Genomic DNA, 22,155 nt, shown 5'->3' on the forward strand with positions numbered 1-22,155 from the left:
CCTCAATGTTCGGATTCGGGGTGGAGGTGGGGTTGCAGCACGGCAAGGACGGCATCGTCCATGCCACGCGGGCGGAAACTGGCCGCTTCCAGTGCGGCGATGCGGACCTGCGCGGACAGCAGCAGCTCGCCGTCGCGCAGGATCTGCTGGTCGAAGACCATGCTGGCCTTCTTCAGCTGGACCAGGCGGGCAGTCACCTGCAGGGTGTCATCCAGCCGTGCCGGCCTGATGAAATCCATCTGCATCGAGCGCACCGCGAAGACCATCCCGTGCTCGGCGCGCATGCGCTCCTGGCCGTAGCCGAGCGCACGCATCCATTCGGTCCGGGCCCGTTCCATGAAGGCCACGTAGCGGGCGTGGTAGACCACGCCACCTGCGTCGGTATCTTCCCAGTAAATGCGTGTCGGCCAACTGAATCGGGGCTCAACCGACATCGGGAACCTCCGCGAACAGGTCCTGCGGCGGGTTCTTCGGCTTCAGGCCCATGTGCCGGTAAGCCTTGTGGGTGGCCATGCGGCCGCGCGCGGTACGCACCAGGAAGCCCTGCTGGATCAGGTACGGCTCGACCACGTCTTCCAGCGTGCCGCGCTCTTCGGACAGCGCCGCGGCCAGCGATTCGATGCCGACCGGGCCGCCGTCGAAGTAGTCGACCAGGGTCTTGAGCAGGCGCCGGTCGAGCTCGTCGAAGCCCTCCGGATCGACCTTGAGCATCTTCATCGCGGCCTGTGCCACGGCCTCGTCGATGTGGCCGCCGGCCTTCACCTGCGCGTAGTCGCGCACGCGGCGCAGCAGCCGGTTGGCGATGCGCGGGGTGCCACGCGCGCGCCGCGCGATCTCGCCGGCGCCGTCGGCGGTGCAGTCGATGCCGAGGATGGTGGCCGAGCGGCGCACGATCCGGGTCAGCTCCTCGACGCTGTAGAACTCCAGGCGCTGGACGATGCCGAAGCGGTCGCGCAGCGGCGCGGTCAGCAGGCCGGCGCGGGTGGTGGCGCCGATCAGGGTGAACGGCGGCAGGTCGATCTTGATCGAGCGGGCCGCCGGGCCCTCGCCGATCATGATGTCGATCTGGAAGTCTTCCATCGCCGGGTACAGCACTTCCTCGACCACCGGCGACAGGCGGTGGATCTCATCCACGAACAGCACGTCATGCGGCTGCAGGTTGGTCAGCAGCGCAGCGAGGTCGCCGGCCTTCTCGATCACCGGGCCGGAGGTCACGCGCAGGGCCACGCCCAGTTCGTTGGCGATGACGTGGCTGAGGGTGGTCTTGCCCAGGCCGGGCGGGCCGAAGATCAGCACATGGTCGAGCGCGTCGCCACGGGCCTTGGCCGCTTCGATGTAGATCTCCAGCTGCTCGCGCACCGGGGCCTGGCCGAGGTAGTCGGCCAAGCGCCTGGGGCGGATGCTGGCGTCGGCGGCGTCATCCTCGCGGGTGGCGCCGGCGCCGATGATGCGGTCGTCGGTCATGTGCTGATTATGCGGCAAAAGCGTATGGGGTCGGATCCGTTTTCCAGAGGAAAACGGCTCTGACCCCGAACCGGAACACCGGGAACACGGGGTCAGAGCCCTTTTCCTGCGGAAAAGGGATCCGACCCCGCGCGCGTCAGATCTCGACCTGGGCCCCGAGTTCGACCAGGCGGTTGCCCGGAATCCGGAAGAAGCCGGTCGCAGGAGCGGCATTCCGGTGCATCAGCGCGAACAGCTTGTCACGCCAGATCGGCATGCCGCGGTTGGCGGTGGCGACGATGGTCTCGCGACTGGCGAAGAAGGTGGTGTCCATCGGATCAAAATAGATGCCACCGTGGTCGCACGAGCGCATCAGCGCCAGCGGCACGTCCGGGGTCTCCATGAAGCCGAAGCGCACGTAGACGCGGTAGAACTCGTCACCCACCGATTCGATCTTCAGCCGCTGCCCTTCCATCGCATACGGGATCGGCAGGGTTTCCACGTGCAGGAACACGTTGCGCTCGTGCAGCACCTTGTTGTGCTTGAGGTTGTGCATCAGCGCATGCGGCGCCACGGTCGGGTCGGCGGTGAGGAACACCGCGGTGCCCGGCACGCGCACCGGCGGGGCCAGCATCAGGCCCGGCAGGAAGGTATCCAGGCGGATGCCGTCCTTGCGGATCTCGTCGCGCAGCAGCTCGCGGCCACGGCGCCAGGTGCGCATCATGGTGAACAGGAAGATGCCCAGCACCACCGGGAACCAGGCGCCCTGCAGCAGCTTGGCGCCGTTGGCGATGACGAAGCCGAGGTCGATGATGAAGAACACCACGCACAGCGGCAGCAGCCAGCCACGCGACTTCGGCCACAACGTCCGCGCCACCACGGCCAGCAGCAGGGTGTCGATCAGCATCGTGGCCGACACCGAAATGCCGTACGCCACGGCCAGGTTGGACGAACTGCGGAACGCCAGCACCAGCCCGAACACCATCACCGCAATGCCCCAGTTGATGCCCGGGATGTAGATCTGGCCGATGGTGTCGTGCGAGGTGTGCTTGATGCGCATGCGCGGGATGTAGCCCAGCTGCATGGCCTGGCGCGAGACCGAGAATGCGCCGGTGATGACCGACTGCGAGGCGATCACCGCCGCCATGGTGGCCAGGATGATCATCGGGTACAGCGCCCACGACGGCACTGCCTCGAAGAACGGATTCTTCAGGGCCTCGGGGTGGTTGAGCACCAGTGCGCCCTGCCCCAGGTAGTTCAGCACCAGGCACGGCAGCACGAAGAAGTACCAAGCGTGGCGGATCGGGCGCAGCCCGAAGTGGCCCATGTCCGCATACAGCGCTTCGCCGCCGGTCACCGCCAGCACCACTGCACCGAGAATGAAGATGCCGTGCCAGCCGTGCTCCATGAAGAAGCGGATGCCCCACCAGGGGTTGAAGGCCTTCAGCACCTCGGGCGCATCGACGATGTTGTAGATGCCGATTGCCGCCAGCGACACGAACCAGATTGCCATGATCGGGCCGAACGCCTTGCCGATCTTCTCGGTACCGAAGCGTTGCGCGGCGAACACCGCCAGCAGCACCACCAGGGTGACCGGCACGATGAAGACATGAAGTCCGGGCGCGGCCACCTCCAGGCCTTCGACCGCACTGAGCACGGACATGGCCGGGGTGATCACGCCGTCGCCGAAGAACAGCGAGGCGCCGAAGATGCCGAGGATGCCCACCACATAAGCCGAGCGCGAGCCGTTGCGCAGCGTGCGTTGGGTCAACGCCATCAGCGCCATGATGCCGCCTTCGCCATCGTTGTCGGCGCGCATGATGATGGTGACGTACTTCAGGGTCACCACCAGGTTCAGCGCCCAGAACGCCAGCGACAGCACGCCCAGCACGGTGTCGTGGTCGCTGTTGAGCCCGTAGTGTGGCGAGAACGCTTCCTTCAGGGTGTACAGCGGGCTGGTACCGATATCGCCGAACACCACGCCGATCGCACCGATGACCAGCGCCAGTCCTCCAGCGGAGGGGGCGTGGCCATGGCCGCCGGGGGCGGCTGCGTGCGGGGTTTGACTGCTGGACATGGGACTCCTGGCGAAGCTCAGGCGGTAGGTTGGGGGAAAGGGACGCGGTTCAGCGCAGCGCGGACTGCAGCGCCTTGCGGATCACGGTGGCCACTTCGTCGCCTTCATTGAAGGCATCGCGGGCCATGCGGGCCGCTTCGGCCGGCTTGTAGCCCAGCTGCTGCAGGGCCACGGTGGCATCGGACAGCGGATCGGCCGGGGCCGGACCACTGCCGGTGGGCAGCGCGCCGCCGGCACCGAACTGGGCCGCGCGGTCACGCAGTTCCAGCACCATGCGTTCGGCGGTCTTCTTGCCGATACCCGGGATGCGGGTCAGCGCGGTGATGTCGCCGGCCTGGACCATGCGCGCGAATTCTTCGACGCTGACACCGGACAGCACGGCCAGCGCGATCTTCGCGCCGATGCCGCTGACCTTCTGCACGTCGCGGAACAGGCGCCGCTCGCCCTCGCGCAGGAAGCCGTACAGCGAGACGCTGTCTTCCTTCTGCGAGTAATGGGTGTACAGGGTGACCTCGCGGCCGAGCTCGGGCAGGTCGTAGAAGGTGCTCATCGGCGCCTCCAGTTCGTAGCCCACTCCGTTCACGTCCACCACCAGCCACGGCGGCGCCTTGTAGGCGACGATGCCGCGCAGTCGACCGATCATTGCGTGCAGCTCCTCATTTGCGGCCCCACGCCTGGCGGGCACTGAGCCCCAGGCGGTTGGCCGTCGCCCTTACGTGGGCATGGGTGATCGCCACCGCCAACGCGTCGGCCGCGTCGGCCTGCAGCTTGGTTTTCAGGTTGAGCATGAGCCCGACCATGTGTTGAACCTGTTGCTTTTCGGCGCCACCGCGCCCGACCACCGCGAGCTTGATCTCGCTGGCGGCGTATTCGTGCACCGGCAGGTCGCGCAGCACCACGGCCGAGATCGCCGCGCCGCGGGCTTGGCCCAGCTTCAGCGCCGAATCGGGATTGCGCGCCATGAACACCTTTTCGATGGCCACTTCATTGGGCTGGTACTCGCGGCACAGATCGGCCAGGCCCAGCACCAGCAGTTTCATGCGCTGCGGGAAGTCGTCGGCGCCCAGCAGCACCAGCGGCTGGTGGTGCACGTAACTGACGCGGCCGGCGGCGTCGACATCGATGATGCCGACCCCGGTCCGCTGCGAACCGGGGTCGATGCCGAGGATGCGGGTCATGCCGCGCTCCTGGCGGGGCGGAACGGGGGGCGCTGGCAGGCGTATGGGCTCATGACTGTCCGCGGTGACCGTTCAACGGCCCGCGCCCAGGCCGTCGAGGACGGCTCAGGCGTAGGCGTCGGCGCCGAGTTCGGCGTTGGAATACACGTCCTGCACGTCGTCCAGGTCTTCGAGCATGTCCAGCAGCTTCTTGACCTGCAGGGCGACCTCGCCTTCGACCTTGATGTCGTTGTCGGCGCGGAAGGTGATCTCGGCGTGGTCGGCGACATGCCCGGCGGCGACCATTGCGTCCTTGACTGCGTTGAACGCGTCAGGGCTGGTGACCACGTCGATCGAGCCGTCATCGGGGTAGACCACGATGTCGTCGGCGCCGGCCTCGATGGCTGCTTCGGTGATGGCTTCCTCGTCGGCACCCGGGGCGAAGCTGAGCACGCCCAGGCGCTTGAACATGAAGGCCACCGAGCCTTCGGTGCCCATGTTGCCGCCGCACTTGCTGAACGCATGGCGGACGTCGGCCACGGTGCGCACGCGGTTGTCGGTCAGGCAGTCGACGATCACGGCCACGCCACCCGGGGCATAGCCTTCGTAGCGGATTTCCTCGTAATCGACGCCTTCCAGTTCACCGGTGGCCTTCTTGATGGCGCGCTCGATCACGTCCTTGGACATGTTCACGGCCAGGCCCTTGTCCACCGCCACGCGCAGGCGCGGGTTGTTGTTGGGGTCGCCTCCACCGCCGCGCGCGGCAACGCCGATCTCGCGGATGATCTTGGTGAAAATCTTGCCGCGCTTCGCGTCGGACGCGTTCTTGCGGGCTTCGATGGAGGGGCCTCTACCCATGGGTGCTACCGTCTGGCTGCTTCAGGATCAAGGCGCGGATTCTACCTGATCGGGCGCTGCAACCGTGTCTAGGCCCGTATTGTTGTAGCGCCGGGCCAATGCTCGGCTCAATGGGCCCGACGGAATGCAGCCGAGCATGGGCTCGGCGCTACAAGGCGGCCCCGCCTCCCCTGCCCCTATGCCGCCGCCGCGTCGCGGCTGTGGTCGAAGTGGCCGTGGCGCAGGAAATGCGCGGTCTGCCGCGCGGCGTCGGGCGACACCACCAGGCCGCTGTGGCTGGTACGCACCACGCAATGGTCGGCCAGGCCCGGCAGGCGGGTCTCGGCCAGTGCCACGGTGCCGTCGGACGCATCGTCGATCGCGCCCAGCAGGCTGCCCAGCCCGTGCGGTACCGAACCGGCGATCAGGCCAACCTCGGCCTTGCCCTGCCAGTCCGGCAGGCCGTCCAGCAGCAGCTCGCTGCTGCGCCCCAGCGCCAGCCCCCAGCCATGATCGGACAACGAGCGCGCGGTACCACTGCCGCGCAGCGGCGAGCCCAGGCAGACCACGCGCTGCACTGGCAGCTGCGGATCGCGGCGCAGCGCCTCCAGTGCCAGCAGTCCGCCCAGGCTGTGACCGACCAGCGACAACGGCCCGGCGTCGGCCAGACGTTCCAGCAACTGCGGCACTGCCACATCGGGGCCACCGAACACCGAGGGATAGCCGAACGCGTGTACCTGGAAACCACGCGCGCGCAGGCGCCAGGCCAGTGGCCCGACCCAGGCGCGGGCATTCCAGATGCCATGCAGCAGCAATACGGGGGGAGTCATGCAAACAGCCTGGCGGTCAGCGGGGCAGGAACGTGAGGTGATTGAACACGCGCGCGCGGCAAGCGGCGGTGAACGTCAGGCCGCGCGCGGCGCGCGGCGCAGGATGAATTCGAGGTCCTGGGTGTCGCCGACAGGGAACAGGTACTCGCCGGCCTTCTCGAAGCCGTAGCGGGCGTAGAAGCGCTGCGCGCCGAAGTTCTCCGACCACACGCCCAGCCACAACGTGCGCGGGCCTTCGTGTTCCAGCCAGGCCAGCGCGGTTTCCAGCAGGCGGCTGCCCCAGCCGCAGCTCTGCTGCGTCTTGACCAGGTACAGGCGCTTGAGTTCGCCGTCACCAGGTTTCACATCCGGATGCGGCAGGCCACAGGGGCCGGCGGCGGCATGGCCGACCGCCTCCCCATCCAGTTCCAGCAGCCACACCGCGTAATCGGGGTGGGACAGGATCACGCGCTGGCGCTCGACCGTGTAGGCCTCCTCGAGGAAGGCCTGCAGGTCCTGCGGCGGGTACAGATGGCCGAAGGTTTCAGTGAACGTGCGTGCGGCCAGCGCCGACAGGGTCGGCGCGTCGTCCACAGTGGCGCGGCGGATCGAATACATGCAGGAAGTTGACGTCAGGGCGAAGCGCGGGTCAAGCCTTTCCAGGCGATTCCGCTTCTTCTTCCTCGTCCTCTTCCTCGTATTCCTCTTCGTCCTCGTCCTCTTCTTCCTCGCCTTCCTCGTCCTCGTCGTACTCTTCTTCCTCTTCGTCGTCCTCGTAGTCCTCGACGCCGAAGTCTTCACCGTCCCAACGACCTTCGCCGTCGGCGACGAAGGTCAGGGCCATCGCGGCCGGATTGGTACCGACGCGGACCAGCCAACCCCCGAACACGCGTGCACGCTCGGTGACCAGGGTGGCCTCGGAGCCTTCATTGCCCAGCTTTTCCCACTCCAGCGAAAACGCAAACTCGGTCATTGCCTGGATCTCCTGATCAGTTGGTCTTGGGGCGAACCTGGATGTGCACTTCGGCCAGCTGCGCGTCGACGATCGGCGACGGCGCGTCGGTCATCAGATCCTGTGCACCGGTGGTCTTCGGGAACGGGATGACGTCGCGGATCGACTCGGTTCCGGCCATCAGCGCGGCGATGCGGTCGATGCCGAAGGCGATGCCACCGTGCGGCGGCGCGCCGTAGTTCAGCGCGTCGAGCAGGAAGCCGAACTTGGCGCGGGCCTCTTCGGCGCCGATGCCCAGCAGCTCGAACACCGCGCTCTGCATGTCCGGACGGTGGATACGGATCGAACCGCCGCCGATTTCATTGCCGTTGAGCACCATGTCGTAACCGCGCGAGACGGCGGTACGGGCATTGGCGCGCAGGTCGGCGATGTCGTCCACGGCCGGTGCGGTGAAGGGGTGATGCAGGGCGACGTAGCGCTGTTCTTCCTCGTCCCACTCGAACATCGGGAAGTCGGTGACCCACAGCGGTGCCCAGCCGTCGGCGACCAGGCCAAAGTCCTTGCCGGCCTTCAGGCGCAGCGCGCCCATGAAGTCGGAGACCTTGTTGTAGCCACCGGCACCGAAGAACACGATATCGCCGTTGCCGGCACCGACATGGGCCACCAGCGCCGCGAAGCGCTCTTCGCTGAAGAACTTCTGGATCGGCGAGCTGACTTCGCCGTTGTCGGCGATCTTGATGTAGGCCAGGCCCTTGGCGCCGTACTTGGCGGCATGCGCGGCGTACTCGTCGATCTGCTTGCGGCTCAGCGCCGCGCCGCCCGGGATGCGCAGCGCGGCGACGCGGCCTTCGGCATCGTTGGCCGGGCCGGTGAACACGGGGAACTCGCTGTCCCTGACCAGTTCAGCCACGTCGACCAGTTCCAGCGCGATGCGCAGATCCGGCTTGTCCGAACCATAGCGACGCATCGCCTCGGCCCAGGTCATGCGCGGGAAGCTGGCATCCAGCTCGACATCGACCACTTCCTTGAAGATGGCGCGGATCATGTCCTCGACGAAGTCCTGCACATCGCGTTCGCGGACGAAGGCGAACTCCATGTCCAGCTGGGTGAATTCCAGCTGGCGGTCGGCACGCAGGGCCTCGTCGCGAAAGCAGCGCGCGATCTGGTAGTAGCGGTCGAACCCGGCCACCATCAGGATCTGCTTGAACAGCTGCGGGCTCTGCGGCAGGGCGTAGAACTCGCCCGGATGCATGCGCGCCGGCACCAGGAAGTCGCGCGCGCCTTCCGGAGTGGCCTTGGTCAGGATCGGGGTCTCGATGTCCTGGAAGCCCTTTTCGTCCAGGTGGCGGCGCAGCGCCTGCACCAGCTTGATGCGGGTGCGCTGCATGCGCTGCATTTCGGGGCGGCGCAGGTCCAGGTAGCGGTACTTCAGGCGGGTTTCCTCGCCCGGGTTCTCGTGGGCGTGGAACGGCAGCGGGGCGGCCTTGTTCAGCACGGTGATGGCGGTGGCGATCACTTCCACCTTGCCGGTGCGCATCTTGTCGTTCACCGCGTGGCGGGCGCGCACGACGCCCTCCACCTGCAGCACGTCCTCATAGCCCAGCGACGCGGCCACGGCGAACACGTCGGCGTTGTCGACCTCCACGGTCACCTGCACGATGCCTTCATGATCGCGGAGATCGATGAAGCAGACGCCGCCCTGGTTACGGGCCACGTCGGTCCAGCCGGCGAGGGTGACAGTCTGGCCAATCAGGGTCTCGTCGACCAGGCCGCAGAAGTGGGTACGCATGGGGGGAAGCTCCGCTGGAGAACGCCGGCACCGGATGGGGGCCGGAAAGCCTCGTATTCTGCGGCCGAGGCCCCGGCCGGGGCAAATCCGGGCAGTCACGCCGGCTTGATCGCCCCGGTCCCTATAGTCGGGCACCTGCCACCGTATGGGATGCCGCCATGAAATCGTTGTCCCTGGCCAGCCTGGCCGTGACCCTGAGCACTCTGGCCGTGCTCGCCCTGCCCCCTGCTCCGGCCGCTGCGCAGGACGGGGTGATCCGCTGCGAAAGCCAGAACAACCGTGAACGTGTCTGCAGCACCGGCTGGCGCAATGCGCAGCTGGTCCGCCAGCTGTCCGGCAGCGCCTGCGACGAGGGCCGCACCTGGGGCAGCCGCAACGGCAGCATCTGGGTCAGCAATGGCTGCCGCGCCGAGTTCGTTGAAGCCCGCGGCGGCTGGGGCGGTGGCAATGGCGGTGGCTGGGGCGGCAACAACGGCCGTCCCGGCGAAACCATCCGCTGCGAGAGCCAGAGCAACCGTGAGCGCAGCTGCCCGGTCGGCTGGCGCAACGCCCGCCTGGTCCGCCAGCTGTCCGGCAGCCCCTGCGACGAAGGACGCACCTGGGGCGTGCGCAACGGCGCGGTCTGGGTCAGCAACGGCTGCCGCGCCGAGTTCGCCGAGGCCCGCGGCTGGGGCGGCGGCGGTGGCTGGGGCGGCGGCAACAGCAATTATTCGATCACCTGCAGCAGCAACAACAACCGCACGCAGAACTGCGACTGGGATGAGCGCCAGGGCCGGCCGGTGCTGCAGCAGCAGCTGTCCGGCAGTGCCTGCCAGGAAGGCCGCAGCTGGGGCTATGCACGCGGCCAGGTGTGGGTGAGCAACGGCTGCCGTGCACGCTTCAGCGCGCGCTGAGCCCCGGAGTCGGATCCCTGGCCGACGGCCAGGGCTCTGACCCGTGGGTTCATGCAGTGACCGGGTCGGACCCTCCGCAGGAGGGATCCGACCCGAAGATCAGGGTGCCGGCGCCTTCTCGTCGCCCCACGGTGCGGGCGGCAGCTCGACCGGCTTGCTCAGGTCGAACTTCACGCGGAAACGGCGGCCTTCCGGGCGCGTCAGTTCGTAGACGAAAGTCTGGTCGGGGTCGATCTCCATCGCCCAGGTGTTGTGCGTGGAGGCCAGCATGTCGGCACGACGGAACATCGCCACCGAATCGGAGTCGGCTGGGAACCGCTGGCGCTCGGCGGTGCCCGGTGGCGTGCTGTCGCCGCCATAGAGGGTGATCGCGTCGGGGCTACCGTCTTCGTGGCGATGATCGTGTTTCAGGCGCAGGCCGTTTTCGGTGCGGGTCAGCACCCAGGTGCGCGAATGGTCATCCCCCACATGGAAGGGACTCCGCAGTTCATGGGCGGGGTCGGCACAGCCGCGCACATGCATGACCAGGCGCTGGCCGGCGAACGGGTCCTTGCCGGTCGGTGCCGGCGTGTCCTCCACCACCAGGCCCTCATAGGCCTGGCCGCAATGCGCGGCGATGGCAGCCATGAAGGCATCGGCCGGTGCGGTCGCCAGATCATGCGCGACCGTATCGGAACGCTGCGAGCAGGCAGCGAGGCTGAGCAGGAGGGCGGAAGCGGTGACAACGGCAGGCAGTTTCATGCCCCAACCCTAACGGCCATGGCCGACGGGCGCAAACCGCGCGCGGCAACCGGTCAGCGTTCGGCGATGTGAGGTTCCGGCCGCGTCTCGGTGGCCGCTACCGGCGCGGACTCGCCCTTGCCCGCCGGCTCCTGCTCCACCGGATCGACGTCGAAGGGTGTGCGGAATACCAGCGACGGCAACAGTGTGGTCAGTGCGGCGTACAGCAGCAGCGCGCCGAACAGCACCGCCGGAATCTGGAAACGCTCGCGCATGATCGCCGCCAGCACCAGGGTGAAGATCAGGGTCGGGGCCAGCGCCAGCGAGACGCGCAGGCTGCTGCGGAAGCTCTCGCCGAACATCACCCGGCGCTGCAGCCAGACCACGCCGATGCGCAGCGGCAGCACCACCAGGGTGATCACGATGCCCAGCCCCAGCGCCTCGAAACTGAGGGCTTCGCTGGGCACCTTGGTGCCGGCATTGAAGAAATAGAATGGCACGAAGAACGAGGCGAACAGGCGCAGCGCGTGCAGGTTCTCGTGCGAGGCCAGCAGCGGCATGCGCTGGTGCAGCAGGCGCGCGACCAGGCCGGCGATGAACGCGCCCACGAGGTAATACACGCCCAGCAGATAGGTGATGTACGCCGCCACCATGCCGACCATCACCAGCAGCGAGAACTCCGAGCCCGGCGCGTGCGGCGCCACCCAGCGGCCCAGCGCGATGAACAGCAGCGGCAGGCCGATCATCATCGCCAGCAGGGCCAGGCTGGACAGCGCCATGTGGCCCGGGTCGCCGGCCTGCAGCACGATGAACAACGCCGCCAGCGCCAGCAGTTCGCCGGCGATGGCCTTGCTGGTGACCCAGAACCGCTCGTCCTCGCTCAGGCCCAGCCGCGACAGCGAATCCATGATGAAGCCGGTGGAGGGCGTCAGCAGCGCCAGCGCCAGCAGCCCAGCGGCCTGCCATGGCAGCCCCGCATAGCGCCAGGCCAGCCAGCCCACGCCGAACAGCGTGCCGGTACGGATCACCAGGTGCGCCAGCAGCGGCCACATGCCACGCCGCAGCGCCTGCAGATCCACTTCCAGGCCCGCGAACAGGAACAGCGAGGAAATGCCCAGCGTGGCCAGCAGGCCGATCACCGCGTCGTGTGCCTGGTCGCCCAGCCAGAGCATGCCGATGATGCCGAACAGCAGGCAGGTCAACGGCGCCGGCAGGCTGAAGCGCTGCAGTGCGCGCGGGATCACCAGCAGCGCGAAGATCAGCAGCAGGTAGATCAACTCATGGCTCATCGGGGTCTTCCGTGGGGTTCGAACGCGCGCAGGATGCGCGTGCCCGACCGATCCGGCAAGCCATTTCCCAATGACCCCGGTTACCTCATCCGATCATCGCATCGGCCAGCGCCCCCACCCGTGCAAGCACTGCTGCGCGCTGGTCGTCATCGACCGATGCGCCCTGCAGATAGGCGGTGACCACCCACGCGGTGCCGCCCGCATGCGGCCACAGCACGGCGATGTCGTTGCGCGTGTCATCACCGTTGCTGCCGGTCTTGTCCCCCACCCGCCAGCGCTTGCCCAGCCCGGCGCGCAGGCAGGCATCGCCGGTCTGGTTGTCGATGAGCCAATCGGCGAACTGCCGGCGCGATGCAGGCTGCAGGCCATTGCCCACCGCGAAGCGGGCCAGGCTGGTGGCCATCGCGGCCGGGCTGGTGGTATCGCGCGGGTCTCCCTTCGCGAACAGATTCACGTCCGGCTCGTTGCGGTCATTGCGGGTAATGCTGTCGCCCTGCCCGCGCAGGAATGCCGTCAGCGCCGATGGCCCGCCCACCACCTCCAGCAGCAGGTTGGCCGCCGTGTTGTCGCTGGTGGTCAGCGTGCCCCGGCACAGGTCGCGCACGGTCAGATCCTTGCCCACGTGGCGGCGCGCCACCGGAGCGTAGGACAGCAGATCCTTCCCGGCGATGGGCACACGGGTGTCGAGCGAAACGCGGCCTGCATCGGCAAGGCCCAGCACATGGGCGACCAGCATCGACTTGAACGTGCTGCACATCGGGAAGCGCTCATCCTGCCGATGCCCGCCGATGCGACGGCCGTTGCCGGTGTTCAGCACGGTGACGCCCAGGCGGCCACCGCTGGCTTTCTCCAGCGCGGCGAAATCGGCGGCGCCGGCAATGGCGGCGTTCGCGGCGGGTATGCCAGACGAGGCGGAAACCGGTTGCGCCAGCGCCGGGGCAAGCAGCGAGGACGCAACGGCAGCACCACTGAACTGCAGGAATCGGCGACGGGCGAGCATAGGGGTTCTCCTGGTGACCGCTCGATTATTGGCGCCTCCCCTGCAACCGACCAGCGCGAAAAATCAGGGCAAGCCATAAGTTGAACTCATGCCTGACGCGATCAAATGTTTGAGATTTACGAAATTCCTCATTGAACGGGTAGGATCAGCCATCACCCTGGCTCACGGCTCTCCGATGCTGCACCCCACCCTGCCGCTGAACGCGCTGCGCGCTTTTGAAGCCGCCGCCCGCCACCAGAACTTCACCCGTGCCGCGCTCGAGCTGTGTGTCAGCCAGGCCGCACTGAGCCATCAGATCCGGGGCCTGGAAGACCGGCTCGGCATCCGCCTGTTCCATCGTCTGCCGCGCGGCGTGGCGCTCACCGACGAGGGCGCGGCGCTGTATCCGGTGCTCAACGAATCGCTTGAACGCATCTCCGCCAGCATTGCGCGCTACACCGGCGGGCCGGCCCGGGAAGTACTGACGCTGGGCGTGGTCGGTACCTTCGCCACCGGCTGGCTGCTGCCACGGCTGGCGGCGTTCGAGGCGGCGCACCCGGACATCGAGCTGCGCCTGCAGACCCACAACAACCGCATCGACCTGGCCGGCGAAGGGCTGGATCTGGCGATCCGCTTCGGCGATGGCGACTGGCAGGGCCAGGCCTGCACGGCAATCCTCGATGCGCCCTTCGCACCGCTGTGCGCCCCCGCATTGGCGCGGCGGCTGAAGCAACCGCGCGACCTCGCCACACTGCCGTTGTTGCGTTCCTACCGCAGCGACGAATGGCCGCGCTGGTTGCAGGCGGCCGGGGTGAGCGGCGTGGAAGCCCGCGGGCCGGTGTTCGATTCCTCACTGACGGTGGCGATGGCCGCCGCCGGGGGCGCCGGCGTGGCCTTGCTGCCCTTGCGCATGTTCGAGCAGGAACTGGCCGAAGGCCGCCTGCTGCAGCCCTTCGGCACCACCTTGGAGCTGGGCCGCTACTGGTTGACGCGGCTGCGCTCGCGCGCCGAGCGCGAACCAGCCAAGCGCTTCCGCGAATGGCTGCAGGCGCAGGGCACGTAACAAAAAAGGGGACGGAGGGGATTAAGTCGTTTGTGGCACAAACGACTTAATCCCCTCCGTCCCCTTTTTTTTTGCGTGATCAGGACTCCAGCAGCTCCATCCACGCCGCTTCGGCCTTCTCCAGCTGCGCGGCGGTGGTTTCGCGGTCGCGGCCGATCACCGCCATGCGGGTGGCATCGGCATAGTTGGCCGGGTCGGCCAGCTGGCGGTCGAGCTCGGCCAGCGCGCCCTCCAGTTCGGCCACCTTGGCCTCGGCAGCCGCCAGCTTGTGCGGGTTCACCGGCTTCTTCTGCACCACCTGCGCCACCGGCGCGGTCTTGACCACCACCGGTTCTTCCACCTGCTCCATGCGTGCCTTGGTGCCCTGCGCCTGCGGGCGGGTGCGCAGCCACGCGGCGTAGGCATCCAGGTCGCCATCGAACGGCTCGACCACGCCATCGGCCACGCGCCAGTAGGTATCGCAGACCAGGCCGATCAGGTGGCGGTCATGCGAGACCATCACGATCGCGCCTTCGAAGGTGGCCAGCGCTTCGGCCAGCGCTTCACGCATTTCCAGGTCAAGGTGGTTGGTCGGTTCGTCCAGCAGCAGCACGTTCGGCTGCTGCCAGGCGATCAGCGCCAGCGCCAGGCGCGCGCGCTCGCCACCGGAGAACCCATCGACCGGCTCGAATGCACGATCGCCCGGGAAGTTCCACTTGCCGAGAAAATCGCGGAAGGACTGGTTCGGTGCGTCCGGGGCGATCTCGCGGAAGTGCTCCATCGGCGATTGGCCTTCGTGCAGCGATTCCACGGTGTGCTGGGCGAAGTAGCCGATCTTCAGGTCCGGGTGCGCCATGCGCTCGCCGACGATCGGTGCAAGTTCGCCCACCAGGGTCTTCACCAGGGTGGTCTTGCCCGCACCGTTCGGGCCGAGCAGGCCGATGCGCTGTCCCGCTTCCAGGCCGAAGCCGACGTTGTGCAGGATCACCGCGTCCTTGCCGTAACCGGCCTCGACGTGGTTCAGGCGGATCAGCGAGAACGGCAGCTTGGCCGGCGGCGCGAACTCGATGCGGAACTCGCGCTCGGCGCGCACCGCTTCGGTGCCGGCCAGCTTGGCCAGGCGCTTCATGCGGCTCTGCGCCTGCGCGGCCTTGCTGGCCTGCGCCTTGAAGCGGTCGATGAAGCTCTGCAGGTGGGCGCGCTCGGCCTGTTCCTTCTCGTGCGCGATCTGCTGCTGGCGCAGCTGTTCGGCGCGCTGGCGCTCGAAATCGGTGTAGCCGCCCGGGTAGAGCTTGGCGCCGCCGCCATGCAGGTGCAGGGTGTGGGTGGCCACGTTGTCGAGGAACTCGCGGTCATGCGAGATCAGCAGCAGGGTGCCGGGGTACTTCAGCAGCCACTGTTCCAGCCAGTACACCGCGTCCAGATCCAGGTGGTTGGTCGGTTCGTCGAGCAGCAGCAGGTCGCTGGGCATCATCAGCGCGCGGGCCAGATTCAGGCGCACGCGCCAGCCGCCGGAGAACGAGGACACCGCACGGTGGTGCGTCTCGGCAGGGAAGCCGAGGCCGTGCAGCAGCTTGCCGGCACGCGCTTCGGCGTCGTAGGCCCCCATCTCGGCCATCTTGGTGTGCGCGTTGGCCACCGCCTCCCAGTCTTCGCGCGCGGTCGCCTCGGCCTCTTCGGCCAGCACCGCGGCCACCTCGGTATCGCCGCCCAGCACGAAGCTCAGCGCCGGATCCGGCAGCGACGGGGTTTCCTGGGCCACGCTGGCGATGCGCACCTTGCCGGGCAGGTCGACGTCACCCTTGTCGGCCTCCAGCTCGCCCTTCACCGCCGCGAACAGGCTGGACTTGCCAGCACCGTTGCGGCCGACCACACCTACCCGGTAACCGGCGTGCAGGGTCAGGTCGACATTGGACAACAGCAGCCGCTCGCCGCGGCGCAAGGCGAAATTACGAAGGGAGATCATCGGGGGAGGGGTCCATATAACCGGATGGAATGTGCTGGTGAGCACTGTTCCTGCGACGCAATTCTAGCGTTAACGAATACTTGACGCGTCCCGGGATGCGCAGTGGCCGACGTTCCTCTCTCCCACGTCCCCGCCGCGCGCGTCCCGGGGTCCCTTCCTGCCAGCGCTGATCCGGGCTAAATGGTTGCTGCTGCAACGTTTTTTCTGACGCCTGGCATTTGACAGGCACTGAATATCCCGTTAATTGCTGTATTGCGCACCGCAACAACCGCCGTCCGCCTCACGCTCGTGATGTCGATTCCGGTGCCGCCCCCGCCAACCGGAGCCCATCCCGATGACCCGCAAGACCCACCTGATCGCCGCCGCCGTCGCTGTCGCACTCGGTGGCTCTCCGTTCGTCGCCGCTGCACAGCAGGCCGGCACCGCCGCCAACACCCTGGACACGGTGATCGTCACCGGCACCCGCGTGGCCGACCGCACGGTCGCCGAATCGCAGTCGCCGATCGACATCATCACCCCCGAAGTGCTGCAGTCCACCGGTACCAGTGAACTGGCCACCGCACTGTCGCGCGCCCTGCCCTCGCTGAACTTCCCGCGCCCGGCGCTGACCGACGGCACCAGCGGCGTGCGCCCGGCGCAGCTGCGCGGCCTGTCGCCGGACCAGGTGCTGGTGCTGGTCAACGGCAAGCGCCGCCACACCTCGGCGCTGATCAACGTCAACGGCAGCATCGGCCGTGGTTCGTCGGCGGTGGACATCAACGCGATCCCGATCGCCGCCATCGAGCGCGTGGAAGTGCTGCGCGACGGTGCCTCGGCGCAGTACGGCTCGGACGCCATCGCCGGCGTCATCAACATCGTGCTCAAGGGCAGCGGCAGTGGCGGCAGCCTGGCAGTGGACTACGGCCAGTACTCGGCCGGCGACGGCAACAAGTACCAGCTGTCCGGCGACACCGGCGTCGAGTTCGGCAACGGCCGCGGCCGCGTGCACGTGGCCGGCCAGATCAGCCAGCAGGACGAGAGCAACCGCGCCGGCCCGTACCGCGGCACCACGCCGAACACCGGCAACTTCCCCAGCATCGGCCAGAAGACCTTCATCGTCGGCGACCCGCGCGTGGATGCCACCGCGGCCTCGGCCAACGCCAGCTTCGACTTCAGCGACCACGTGACCGGCTACGCCAGCGCGCTGCTCAGCAACCGCGACATCACCTCGTTCGCGTTCTACCGTTCGCGCAACCACAGCGGGCAGAGCGCGCTGCTGGCGCAGACCTACCCGGACGGCTACGTGCCGGAGATCAACCAGTATTCCAAGGACCGCTCGCTGGTGGCTGGGGTCAAGGGCAACACCGACAACGGCTGGACCTGGGACCTGAGCCTGAATCACGGCGAGAACACCCTGGACTTCCACACCCGCAACAGCATCAACTACAGCCTGGGTGCGACCAGCCCGCGCTCGTTCTACGACGGCACGCTGAAGTACCAGCAGGACATCTTCAATGCCGATCTGACCAAGTCGCTGGACTGGGGCCTGGCCTACCCGGTCACGCTGTCCTTCGGCGGTGAGTACCGCAAGGAGAAGTGGGACCAGAACCCGGGCGAACTGAACTCGTACACGGGCAGTGGCGCGCAGGGCTTCGGCGGCTTCACCCCGACCAATGAAGTGCATGCCGACCGCCACAACTACGCGGTCTATGCCGGCCTGGAAGCGGACCTGACCGACAAGTTCTCGGCCGGCATCACCGGCCGCTACGAAGACTATTCGGACTTCGGCGACCGCTTCTCGGGCAAGCTGTCGGCGCGCTACGCGTTCACCGACAAGGTGGCGCTGCGGGCCACCGCCTCCAGTGGTTTCCGCGCGCCCTCGCTGGCGCAGCAGGGCTACCAGGCGGTGACCAGCCAGTTCCTCAATGGCGTATTCGTCGAGCGCGGCACCTTCCCGACCACCAGCCAGGCCGCGCAGGCGCTGGGCGCCTCGCCGCTGAAGGCCGAGACCTCCACCTCCTACAGCCTGGGCCTGGTGCTGCAGCCGGTCGACCGCCTGTACATCACCGTCGATGCCTACCAGATCGACATCGATGACCGCATCGCGCTGTCGTCGAGCATCACCACCAATGCCGCGACCAGCGCGCTGCTGGGCACCCTGGGCCTGCCGCAGGTGACCGCGTTCTCCTACTTCACCAACGGCCTGGATACGCGCACCCGCGGTGTCGACTTCGTCTCCAGCTACACGGTACCGTTCAGCGCCAGCAGCCTGGAGCTGACCGCGGCATACAGCTACAACGACACCGAAGTGCGCCGCGTTGGCGGCACCCCGCCGGTGTTCGGCACGCTGGGCCTGACCCAGTCGCTGATCGGCCGTGATGAGATCGGTCGCATCGAGGACAGCTACCCGCGCGACAAGGCGATCCTGAGCGGCACCTGGCGTTCGGACCACTGGGAGCTGGGCCTGGCCGCCACCCGCTACGGCAAATTCACCGTGCGCAACTCGGCCACCGCGCTGCGTGACCAGACCTACGGCGACGCCTGGGTGGTGGATGCCTCGGCCAGCTACAAGCCCAGCAGCAACTGGACCCTGACCGTGGGTGCCGACAACCTGCTGGACAAGTACCCGGACCGCACCGAAGACCTGCAGAACTCCACCTTCGGCATGCTGCCGTACAGCAACTACTCGCCGTTCGGCTTCAACGGCGCGTATGTGTACGGGCGGATCAAGTACACCTGGTAAGGGGTAATGGGTGCGCCGGGCCCTGCCCGGCGCTGCTCCACACACCCGCCCGCGGCCTCGGGGCAGGCGCGGCCCTGACCGTATACCGTTGCCAGCTCCTGCACCCGGTTTCCAGGCTGTGCGCTGTTGCACGCGCCTCATAGGTCGTCCCGTGCATAATCAGCGGACCAACGAAGGAGCCGCTCCGTGACGAGAGCCTGCATCACTCGCCGCCATGTGTACGCTGCGCTCGCGTGGGTTGCGCTGGCGGCCCCCCTGTCAGGGTGTTCAGGAGATCACGTGAAACCCAGCTATTCCAAATCGAGCCTTGAGCCGGTCGTCGTCACCCAGCTCTCCGCGTCGAAGCTCCAGGTCCAGTTCAATGAACCGATGGAAAGCATGTATTACGCGGCAGGGATGAGCTATGTCGTGGAAGGGGACACCATGAAAGTCGTTGTTGATCGCTGCCCCATATCCGGCCAATGCACAACCATGCTGCGGCGCGACGTGAAGCCCGGACCTGCTGGCCCGGCCCGTCAGGAAATTCCCTTGATGGCGCCGCGCGTGGTGATGCTGTACGCCGATGGCGAAACACAGATTTTTCCGTAAGGGCATCCCATGAGCGACAAGGTCGTCCTCGGCATCCATAGTCACGTAGACCCCAATACACAGGGGTCGTTCAATCAGTTCGTGGACGGCCACGCCTGGATCTCGGTGACGCGAAACGGCCATACGACGTTCCATGGCCTGTGGCCAGACAACCATCCACTCGTTGAGGACAATGGCCCAGGTTCGGACATCCGCGAAGGCATGGAAGCCCGGGCCACACCTTCGGCCTCACGCTATTACGAATTGACTCCCGAGCAGGTCAAGCGACTTGACCAGGCCTTGGGCGAAAATGTCACCTGGTCATATGGCAATACCTGCGCATCGTGGGCGACCAGTACCGTGAACAAGGTTACCGGGCAGTCCCTGGATGCAGGCGAACTGCTGTTCACCGATACACCGCGGGAGCTGATCGAGTCCATTCGCAAGGCAGAGCGCGTGCGGCCCACCAGTCCTTCGCAGCCGCAACCGGCAACCGAACGGCCGGAAACCAGCATCCCATCGCTGAGCGATGCCTCGGCATCACTTCACCAGCAGGCACTCGCCGGCGTCCACGCGCTGGACGCATCGCTGGGTCGCGCATCTGATGAAGCCAGCCAACGCATGGCGGCCAGCCTCACCCAACTTGCCCGGGCACAAGGTCTGGAACGGATCGACCATGTGGTATTGGGCTTGCCGGCTGGTCAGCCCCCAAGGCCGGAGAACATCTTCGTCATTCAAGGAGCCTTGGATGACCCGGGCCATCTGCGTGCCCACATCAACATTGAAACGGCCCTTCAGCCACCCGTTGCGGAGTCGCTGCGGCAGATTCATCAGTTGGACAAGCAGCTGGCCGCCTCGCCGCAGCAGGCCGAGCCTGCCCTGGAAGAGACCCAGCGCCGGCAGATGGTGTGATCATCGACGGCTACGCCTGGAGCCCCCCATAGGTAGGCACCATTCGGCCCGTCAGGGCCTGCCATCTCTCAACAAGGCTTGATATCTCGCCCGTACAAGCCGCCCACGCAACGATCCGATACGCTGGCCAGGTTTGCCGTATGTGACCGCATCGGTGAAAATCGGGGCATCCCCCGATTGCCTGCGAGTGCCGATGCACCATGACACCGACCTGATCAACATCGTTGCCGTTGGCCTGGGGCTCGCCTTCATCTTCGGCGCGCTGGCCAACAAGCTCCGCTTGTCTCCCCTGGTCGGTTACCTGGTTGCTGGCATCTGCGTAGGCCCGTTCACTCCCGGCTTCGTCGCCGACCAGGCGCTGGCCAACCAGCTGGCCGAACTGGGCGTGATGCTGCTGATGTTCGGTGTCGGCCTGCACTTCTCGCTGAAGGACCTGATGGCGGTCAAGGCGATCGCCATCCCCGGCGCCATCGGCCAGATCGCGGTGGCCACCCTGCTCGGCTGGGGCGTGGCCTCGCTGATGGGCTGGCCGGCCATCCATGGCGTCATCTTCGGTTTCTCGCTGGCCACCGCCAGTACCGTGGTGCTGCTGCGGGCGATGGAGGAACGCCGCCTGCTGGAAACGATGCGTGGCAAGATCGCGGTCGGCTGGCTGATCGTGGAAGACCTGGCCTGTGTGCTGGCGCTGGTGATGATGCCGGTGATGGCCGGTGTGTTCGGTCCTGACGCGGCCAAGGAATCGCACTCGCTCGGCAGCGTGCTGGCCGACATCGGCTGGACCTTCGTGCAGCTGGGCCTGTTCGTGGCGGTGATGCTGGTGGTCGGTCGGCGGGTCATCCCGTGGATCCTCGAGCGCATCGCCGGTACCGGTTCGCGTGAGCTGTTCACCCTGTCGGTGCTGGCGATCGCGCTGGGCGTGGCGTTCGGCTCGGCGATGCTGTTCGGCGTCTCGTTCGCGCTGGGCGCGTTCTTCGCCGGCATGCTGCTCAACGAATCGGAGCTGAGCCACAAGGCCGCGCATGATTCGTTGCCGCTGCGCGATGCGTTCGCAGTGCTGTTCTTTGTGTCGGTCGGCATGCTGTTCGACCCCAACATCCTCGTCCAGCATCCGTGGCAGGTGCTGGCCACCGTCGCCATCATCATGTTCGGCAAGTCGGCGGCGGCGTTCTTCATCGTGCGTGCGTTCGGCCACCCGACCAGCACCGCGCTGACCATCTCGGCCAGCCTGGCGCAGATCGGCGAGTTCGCCTTCATCATCGCCGGCCTCGGCGTGGCGCTGCAGATCCTGCCGAAGGAAGGCCAGTCGCTGGTGCTGGCCGGCGCGCTGGTGTCGATCATGCTCAACCCGCTGGTGTTCGGCCTGCTGGACCGTTGGCAGGCCAAGCAGGAGCAGTCTCCGCAGGTACCCGAGCCGCCCGAAGCGATCGGCCCGTCGCGCGACCTGCATGACCACGCCATCGTGATCGGTTACGGCCGCGTCGGCAGCGAACTGGCGCAGGTGCTGCGGGACCGTGGCGTGCCGGTGCTGGTGATCGATGACAACAAGGAACACGTCGAGCAGGCACATGCCAAGGGCCTGGCGGCGATCCGCGGCAGTGCCGCCGCCGACCGGGTGCTGGCCGAGGCCCATCCGGAGCGCGCCAAGATCGCGGTGCTGGCGATTCCGCAGCCGCTGGAAGCCGGTGAGGCGCTGGCCAAGCTGCGGGCGATCAATCCGGACCTGACCCTGCTGGCGCGCGCACACAGCGATGCCGAGGTGAAGCATCTGCTGGAGCACGGCGCCGATGGCACGGTGATGGCCGAGCGCGAGCTGGCGTATTCGCTGGCGGAGATGATCATGTCCACGCCGCCGTACCGGAATCTGGGGCAGCACAGCATTCCGGTGGTGTGAGGGGTATGCGTGCGGCAGGGCTTGCAGCCCTGCACCTGCCGAAACAACGGCAACGGCAAAAGCGGGCATAGCGTGGGATGGCGGGGTGGGTCCGATTGCGGGAGACGCCG

Annotated in this window: 20 protein-coding genes; 6 read left to right on the forward strand and 14 right to left on the reverse strand. The window is 67.2% G+C overall.

Going from position 1 to position 22,155, the window contains the following annotated elements; genetic code table 11:
• Positions 1 to 2 precede the first annotated feature (2 nt).
• From ybgC to aspS, 10 genes are all read right to left on the reverse strand, one after another.
• Complete coding sequence (gene ybgC / locus QP609_RS16210) at positions 3 to 434, reverse strand: tol-pal system-associated acyl-CoA thioesterase (protein WP_014648160.1); 432 nt, start codon at positions 432 to 434, stop codon at positions 3 to 5.
• Positions 424 to 1,464 carry a Holliday junction branch migration DNA helicase RuvB gene (gene ruvB / locus QP609_RS16215; protein WP_014648161.1) on the reverse strand — a complete coding sequence of 347 codons (1,041 nt, stop codon included), beginning with the start codon at positions 1,462 to 1,464 and terminating at the stop codon, positions 424 to 426. The genes ybgC and ruvB overlap by 11 nt, the downstream gene beginning before the upstream one ends.
• Before the next feature lie 136 nt (positions 1,465 to 1,600).
• The gene (locus tag QP609_RS16220) at positions 1,601 to 3,520 is read right to left on the reverse strand and encodes a potassium transporter Kup (RefSeq protein ID WP_014648162.1); all 1,920 of its coding nucleotides are present in this window, start codon (positions 3,518 to 3,520) and stop codon (positions 1,601 to 1,603) included.
• Between the two features lie 49 nt (positions 3,521 to 3,569).
• Complete coding sequence (gene ruvA, locus QP609_RS16225) at positions 3,570 to 4,163, reverse strand: Holliday junction branch migration protein RuvA (RefSeq protein WP_014648163.1); 594 nt, start codon at positions 4,161 to 4,163, stop codon at positions 3,570 to 3,572.
• Between the two features lie 13 nt (positions 4,164 to 4,176).
• Positions 4,177 to 4,698 (reverse strand): crossover junction endodeoxyribonuclease RuvC, encoded by a 522-nt coding sequence (gene ruvC / locus QP609_RS16230; RefSeq protein WP_014648164.1) that lies wholly within the window; start codon positions 4,696 to 4,698, stop codon positions 4,177 to 4,179.
• A 105-nt stretch (positions 4,699 to 4,803) separates the two neighbouring features.
• Positions 4,804 to 5,535, reverse strand: a complete 732-nt coding sequence (locus QP609_RS16235; protein ID WP_014648165.1) for a YebC/PmpR family DNA-binding transcriptional regulator — start codon at positions 5,533 to 5,535, stop codon at positions 4,804 to 4,806.
• Positions 5,536 to 5,711: 176 nt separating this feature from the next.
• Positions 5,712 to 6,344: an alpha/beta fold hydrolase gene (locus tag QP609_RS16240; protein ID WP_032958946.1), complete on the reverse strand. Its 633-nt coding sequence runs from the start codon at positions 6,342 to 6,344 to the stop codon at positions 5,712 to 5,714.
• Positions 6,345 to 6,419: 75 nt separating this feature from the next.
• Positions 6,420 to 6,941 carry a GNAT family N-acetyltransferase gene (locus tag QP609_RS16245; protein WP_014648167.1) on the reverse strand — a complete coding sequence of 174 codons (522 nt, stop codon included), beginning with the start codon at positions 6,939 to 6,941 and terminating at the stop codon, positions 6,420 to 6,422.
• 31 nt (positions 6,942 to 6,972) lie between these two features.
• Complete coding sequence (locus QP609_RS16250) at positions 6,973 to 7,296, reverse strand: hypothetical protein (RefSeq protein WP_014648168.1); 324 nt, start codon at positions 7,294 to 7,296, stop codon at positions 6,973 to 6,975.
• A gap of 16 nt (positions 7,297 to 7,312) precedes the next feature.
• Positions 7,313 to 9,064 (reverse strand): aspartate--tRNA ligase, encoded by a 1,752-nt coding sequence (gene aspS, locus QP609_RS16255; RefSeq protein ID WP_014648169.1) that lies wholly within the window; start codon positions 9,062 to 9,064, stop codon positions 7,313 to 7,315.
• Positions 9,065 to 9,222: 158 nt separating this feature from the next.
• On the opposite strand from aspS, the gene QP609_RS16260 reads away from it, so the two are divergent.
• The gene (locus QP609_RS16260; RefSeq protein WP_014648170.1) at positions 9,223 to 9,957 is read left to right on the forward strand and encodes a DUF3011 domain-containing protein; all 735 of its coding nucleotides are present in this window, start codon (positions 9,223 to 9,225) and stop codon (positions 9,955 to 9,957) included.
• A 99-nt stretch (positions 9,958 to 10,056) separates the two neighbouring features.
• On the opposite strand, the gene QP609_RS16265 is transcribed toward QP609_RS16260, so the two are convergent.
• The 3 genes from QP609_RS16265 to blaL2 all read right to left on the reverse strand — a co-directional run bounded on the left by QP609_RS16265 (position 10,057) and on the right by blaL2 (position 12,966).
• On the reverse strand, positions 10,057 to 10,698 hold the full coding sequence (locus QP609_RS16265; RefSeq protein WP_289213810.1) for a hypothetical protein: 642 nt from the start codon (positions 10,696 to 10,698) through the stop codon (positions 10,057 to 10,059).
• 53 nt (positions 10,699 to 10,751) lie between these two features.
• Positions 10,752 to 11,966 carry a cation:proton antiporter gene (locus tag QP609_RS16270; protein WP_014648172.1) on the reverse strand — a complete coding sequence of 405 codons (1,215 nt, stop codon included), beginning with the start codon at positions 11,964 to 11,966 and terminating at the stop codon, positions 10,752 to 10,754.
• A gap of 85 nt (positions 11,967 to 12,051) precedes the next feature.
• The gene (gene blaL2, locus QP609_RS16275) at positions 12,052 to 12,966 is read right to left on the reverse strand and encodes a L2 family extended-spectrum class A beta-lactamase (RefSeq protein ID WP_197621346.1); all 915 of its coding nucleotides are present in this window, start codon (positions 12,964 to 12,966) and stop codon (positions 12,052 to 12,054) included.
• 175 nt (positions 12,967 to 13,141) lie between these two features.
• Here blaL2 and ampR point away from each other — a divergent pair, with 175 nt between their 5' ends.
• A complete protein-coding gene (ampR, locus tag QP609_RS16280) occupies positions 13,142 to 14,008 on the forward strand; it encodes a LysR family transcriptional regulator AmpR (protein ID WP_197621345.1) in 867 nt (288 codons plus the stop codon).
• A gap of 79 nt (positions 14,009 to 14,087) precedes the next feature.
• Here ampR and QP609_RS16285 read toward each other — a convergent pair whose 3' ends face one another.
• Positions 14,088 to 15,953 (reverse strand): ABC-F family ATP-binding cassette domain-containing protein, encoded by a 1,866-nt coding sequence (locus tag QP609_RS16285; protein ID WP_014648175.1) that lies wholly within the window; start codon positions 15,951 to 15,953, stop codon positions 14,088 to 14,090.
• A 334-nt stretch (positions 15,954 to 16,287) separates the two neighbouring features.
• Between QP609_RS16285 and QP609_RS16290 the strand changes: the two genes are divergently transcribed.
• From QP609_RS16290 to ybaL, 4 genes are all read left to right on the forward strand, one after another.
• Positions 16,288 to 18,675 (forward strand): TonB-dependent receptor, encoded by a 2,388-nt coding sequence (locus QP609_RS16290; protein WP_197621344.1) that lies wholly within the window; start codon positions 16,288 to 16,290, stop codon positions 18,673 to 18,675.
• A gap of 279 nt (positions 18,676 to 18,954) precedes the next feature.
• The gene (locus QP609_RS16295) at positions 18,955 to 19,263 is read left to right on the forward strand and encodes a hypothetical protein (protein WP_005418535.1); all 309 of its coding nucleotides are present in this window, start codon (positions 18,955 to 18,957) and stop codon (positions 19,261 to 19,263) included.
• 9 nt (positions 19,264 to 19,272) lie between these two features.
• Complete coding sequence (locus tag QP609_RS16300; protein ID WP_053496367.1) at positions 19,273 to 20,154, forward strand: XVIPCD domain-containing protein; 882 nt, start codon at positions 19,273 to 19,275, stop codon at positions 20,152 to 20,154.
• A 193-nt stretch (positions 20,155 to 20,347) separates the two neighbouring features.
• A complete protein-coding gene (gene ybaL / locus QP609_RS16305) occupies positions 20,348 to 22,045 on the forward strand; it encodes a YbaL family putative K(+) efflux transporter (protein ID WP_041863753.1) in 1,698 nt (565 codons plus the stop codon).
• Positions 22,046 to 22,155 lie beyond the last annotated feature (110 nt).

Source organism: Stenotrophomonas sp. 8(2023) (assembly GCF_030345295.1).
In the GTDB taxonomy this organism is placed as follows: Bacteria; Pseudomonadota; Gammaproteobacteria; order Xanthomonadales; family Xanthomonadaceae; genus Stenotrophomonas; species Stenotrophomonas muris.

Bases quoted from the DNA above. Each gene is read 5' to 3' on its own strand.
- ybgC (WP_014648160.1), bottom strand. From the start codon at position 434: ATGTCGGTTGAGCCCCGATTCAGTTGGCCGACACGCATTTACTGGGAA.
- ruvB (WP_014648161.1), bottom strand. From the start codon at position 1,464: ATGACCGACGACCGCATCATCGGCGCCGGCGCCACCCGCGAGGATGAC.
- QP609_RS16220 (WP_014648162.1), bottom strand. From the start codon at position 3,520: ATGTCCAGCAGTCAAACCCCGCACGCAGCCGCCCCCGGCGGCCATGGC.
- ruvA (WP_014648163.1), bottom strand. From the start codon at position 4,163: ATGATCGGTCGACTGCGCGGCATCGTCGCCTACAAGGCGCCGCCGTGG.
- ruvC (WP_014648164.1), bottom strand. From the start codon at position 4,698: ATGACCCGCATCCTCGGCATCGACCCCGGTTCGCAGCGGACCGGGGTC.
- QP609_RS16235 (WP_014648165.1), bottom strand. From the start codon at position 5,535: ATGGGTAGAGGCCCCTCCATCGAAGCCCGCAAGAACGCGTCCGACGCG.
- QP609_RS16240 (WP_032958946.1), bottom strand. From the start codon at position 6,344: ATGACTCCCCCCGTATTGCTGCTGCATGGCATCTGGAATGCCCGCGCC.
- QP609_RS16245 (WP_014648167.1), bottom strand. From the start codon at position 6,941: ATGTATTCGATCCGCCGCGCCACTGTGGACGACGCGCCGACCCTGTCG.
- QP609_RS16250 (WP_014648168.1), bottom strand. From the start codon at position 7,296: ATGACCGAGTTTGCGTTTTCGCTGGAGTGGGAAAAGCTGGGCAATGAA.
- aspS (WP_014648169.1), bottom strand. From the start codon at position 9,064: ATGCGTACCCACTTCTGCGGCCTGGTCGACGAGACCCTGATTGGCCAG.
- QP609_RS16260 (WP_014648170.1), top strand. From the start codon at position 9,223: ATGAAATCGTTGTCCCTGGCCAGCCTGGCCGTGACCCTGAGCACTCTG.
- QP609_RS16265 (WP_289213810.1), bottom strand. From the start codon at position 10,698: ATGAAACTGCCTGCCGTTGTCACCGCTTCCGCCCTCCTGCTCAGCCTC.
- QP609_RS16270 (WP_014648172.1), bottom strand. From the start codon at position 11,966: ATGAGCCATGAGTTGATCTACCTGCTGCTGATCTTCGCGCTGCTGGTG.
- blaL2 (WP_197621346.1), bottom strand. From the start codon at position 12,966: ATGCTCGCCCGTCGCCGATTCCTGCAGTTCAGTGGTGCTGCCGTTGCG.
- ampR (WP_197621345.1), top strand. From the start codon at position 13,142: ATGCTGCACCCCACCCTGCCGCTGAACGCGCTGCGCGCTTTTGAAGCC.
- QP609_RS16285 (WP_014648175.1), bottom strand. From the start codon at position 15,953: ATGATCTCCCTTCGTAATTTCGCCTTGCGCCGCGGCGAGCGGCTGCTG.
- QP609_RS16290 (WP_197621344.1), top strand. From the start codon at position 16,288: ATGACCCGCAAGACCCACCTGATCGCCGCCGCCGTCGCTGTCGCACTC.
- QP609_RS16300 (WP_053496367.1), top strand. From the start codon at position 19,273: ATGAGCGACAAGGTCGTCCTCGGCATCCATAGTCACGTAGACCCCAAT.
- ybaL (WP_041863753.1), top strand. From the start codon at position 20,348: ATGCACCATGACACCGACCTGATCAACATCGTTGCCGTTGGCCTGGGG.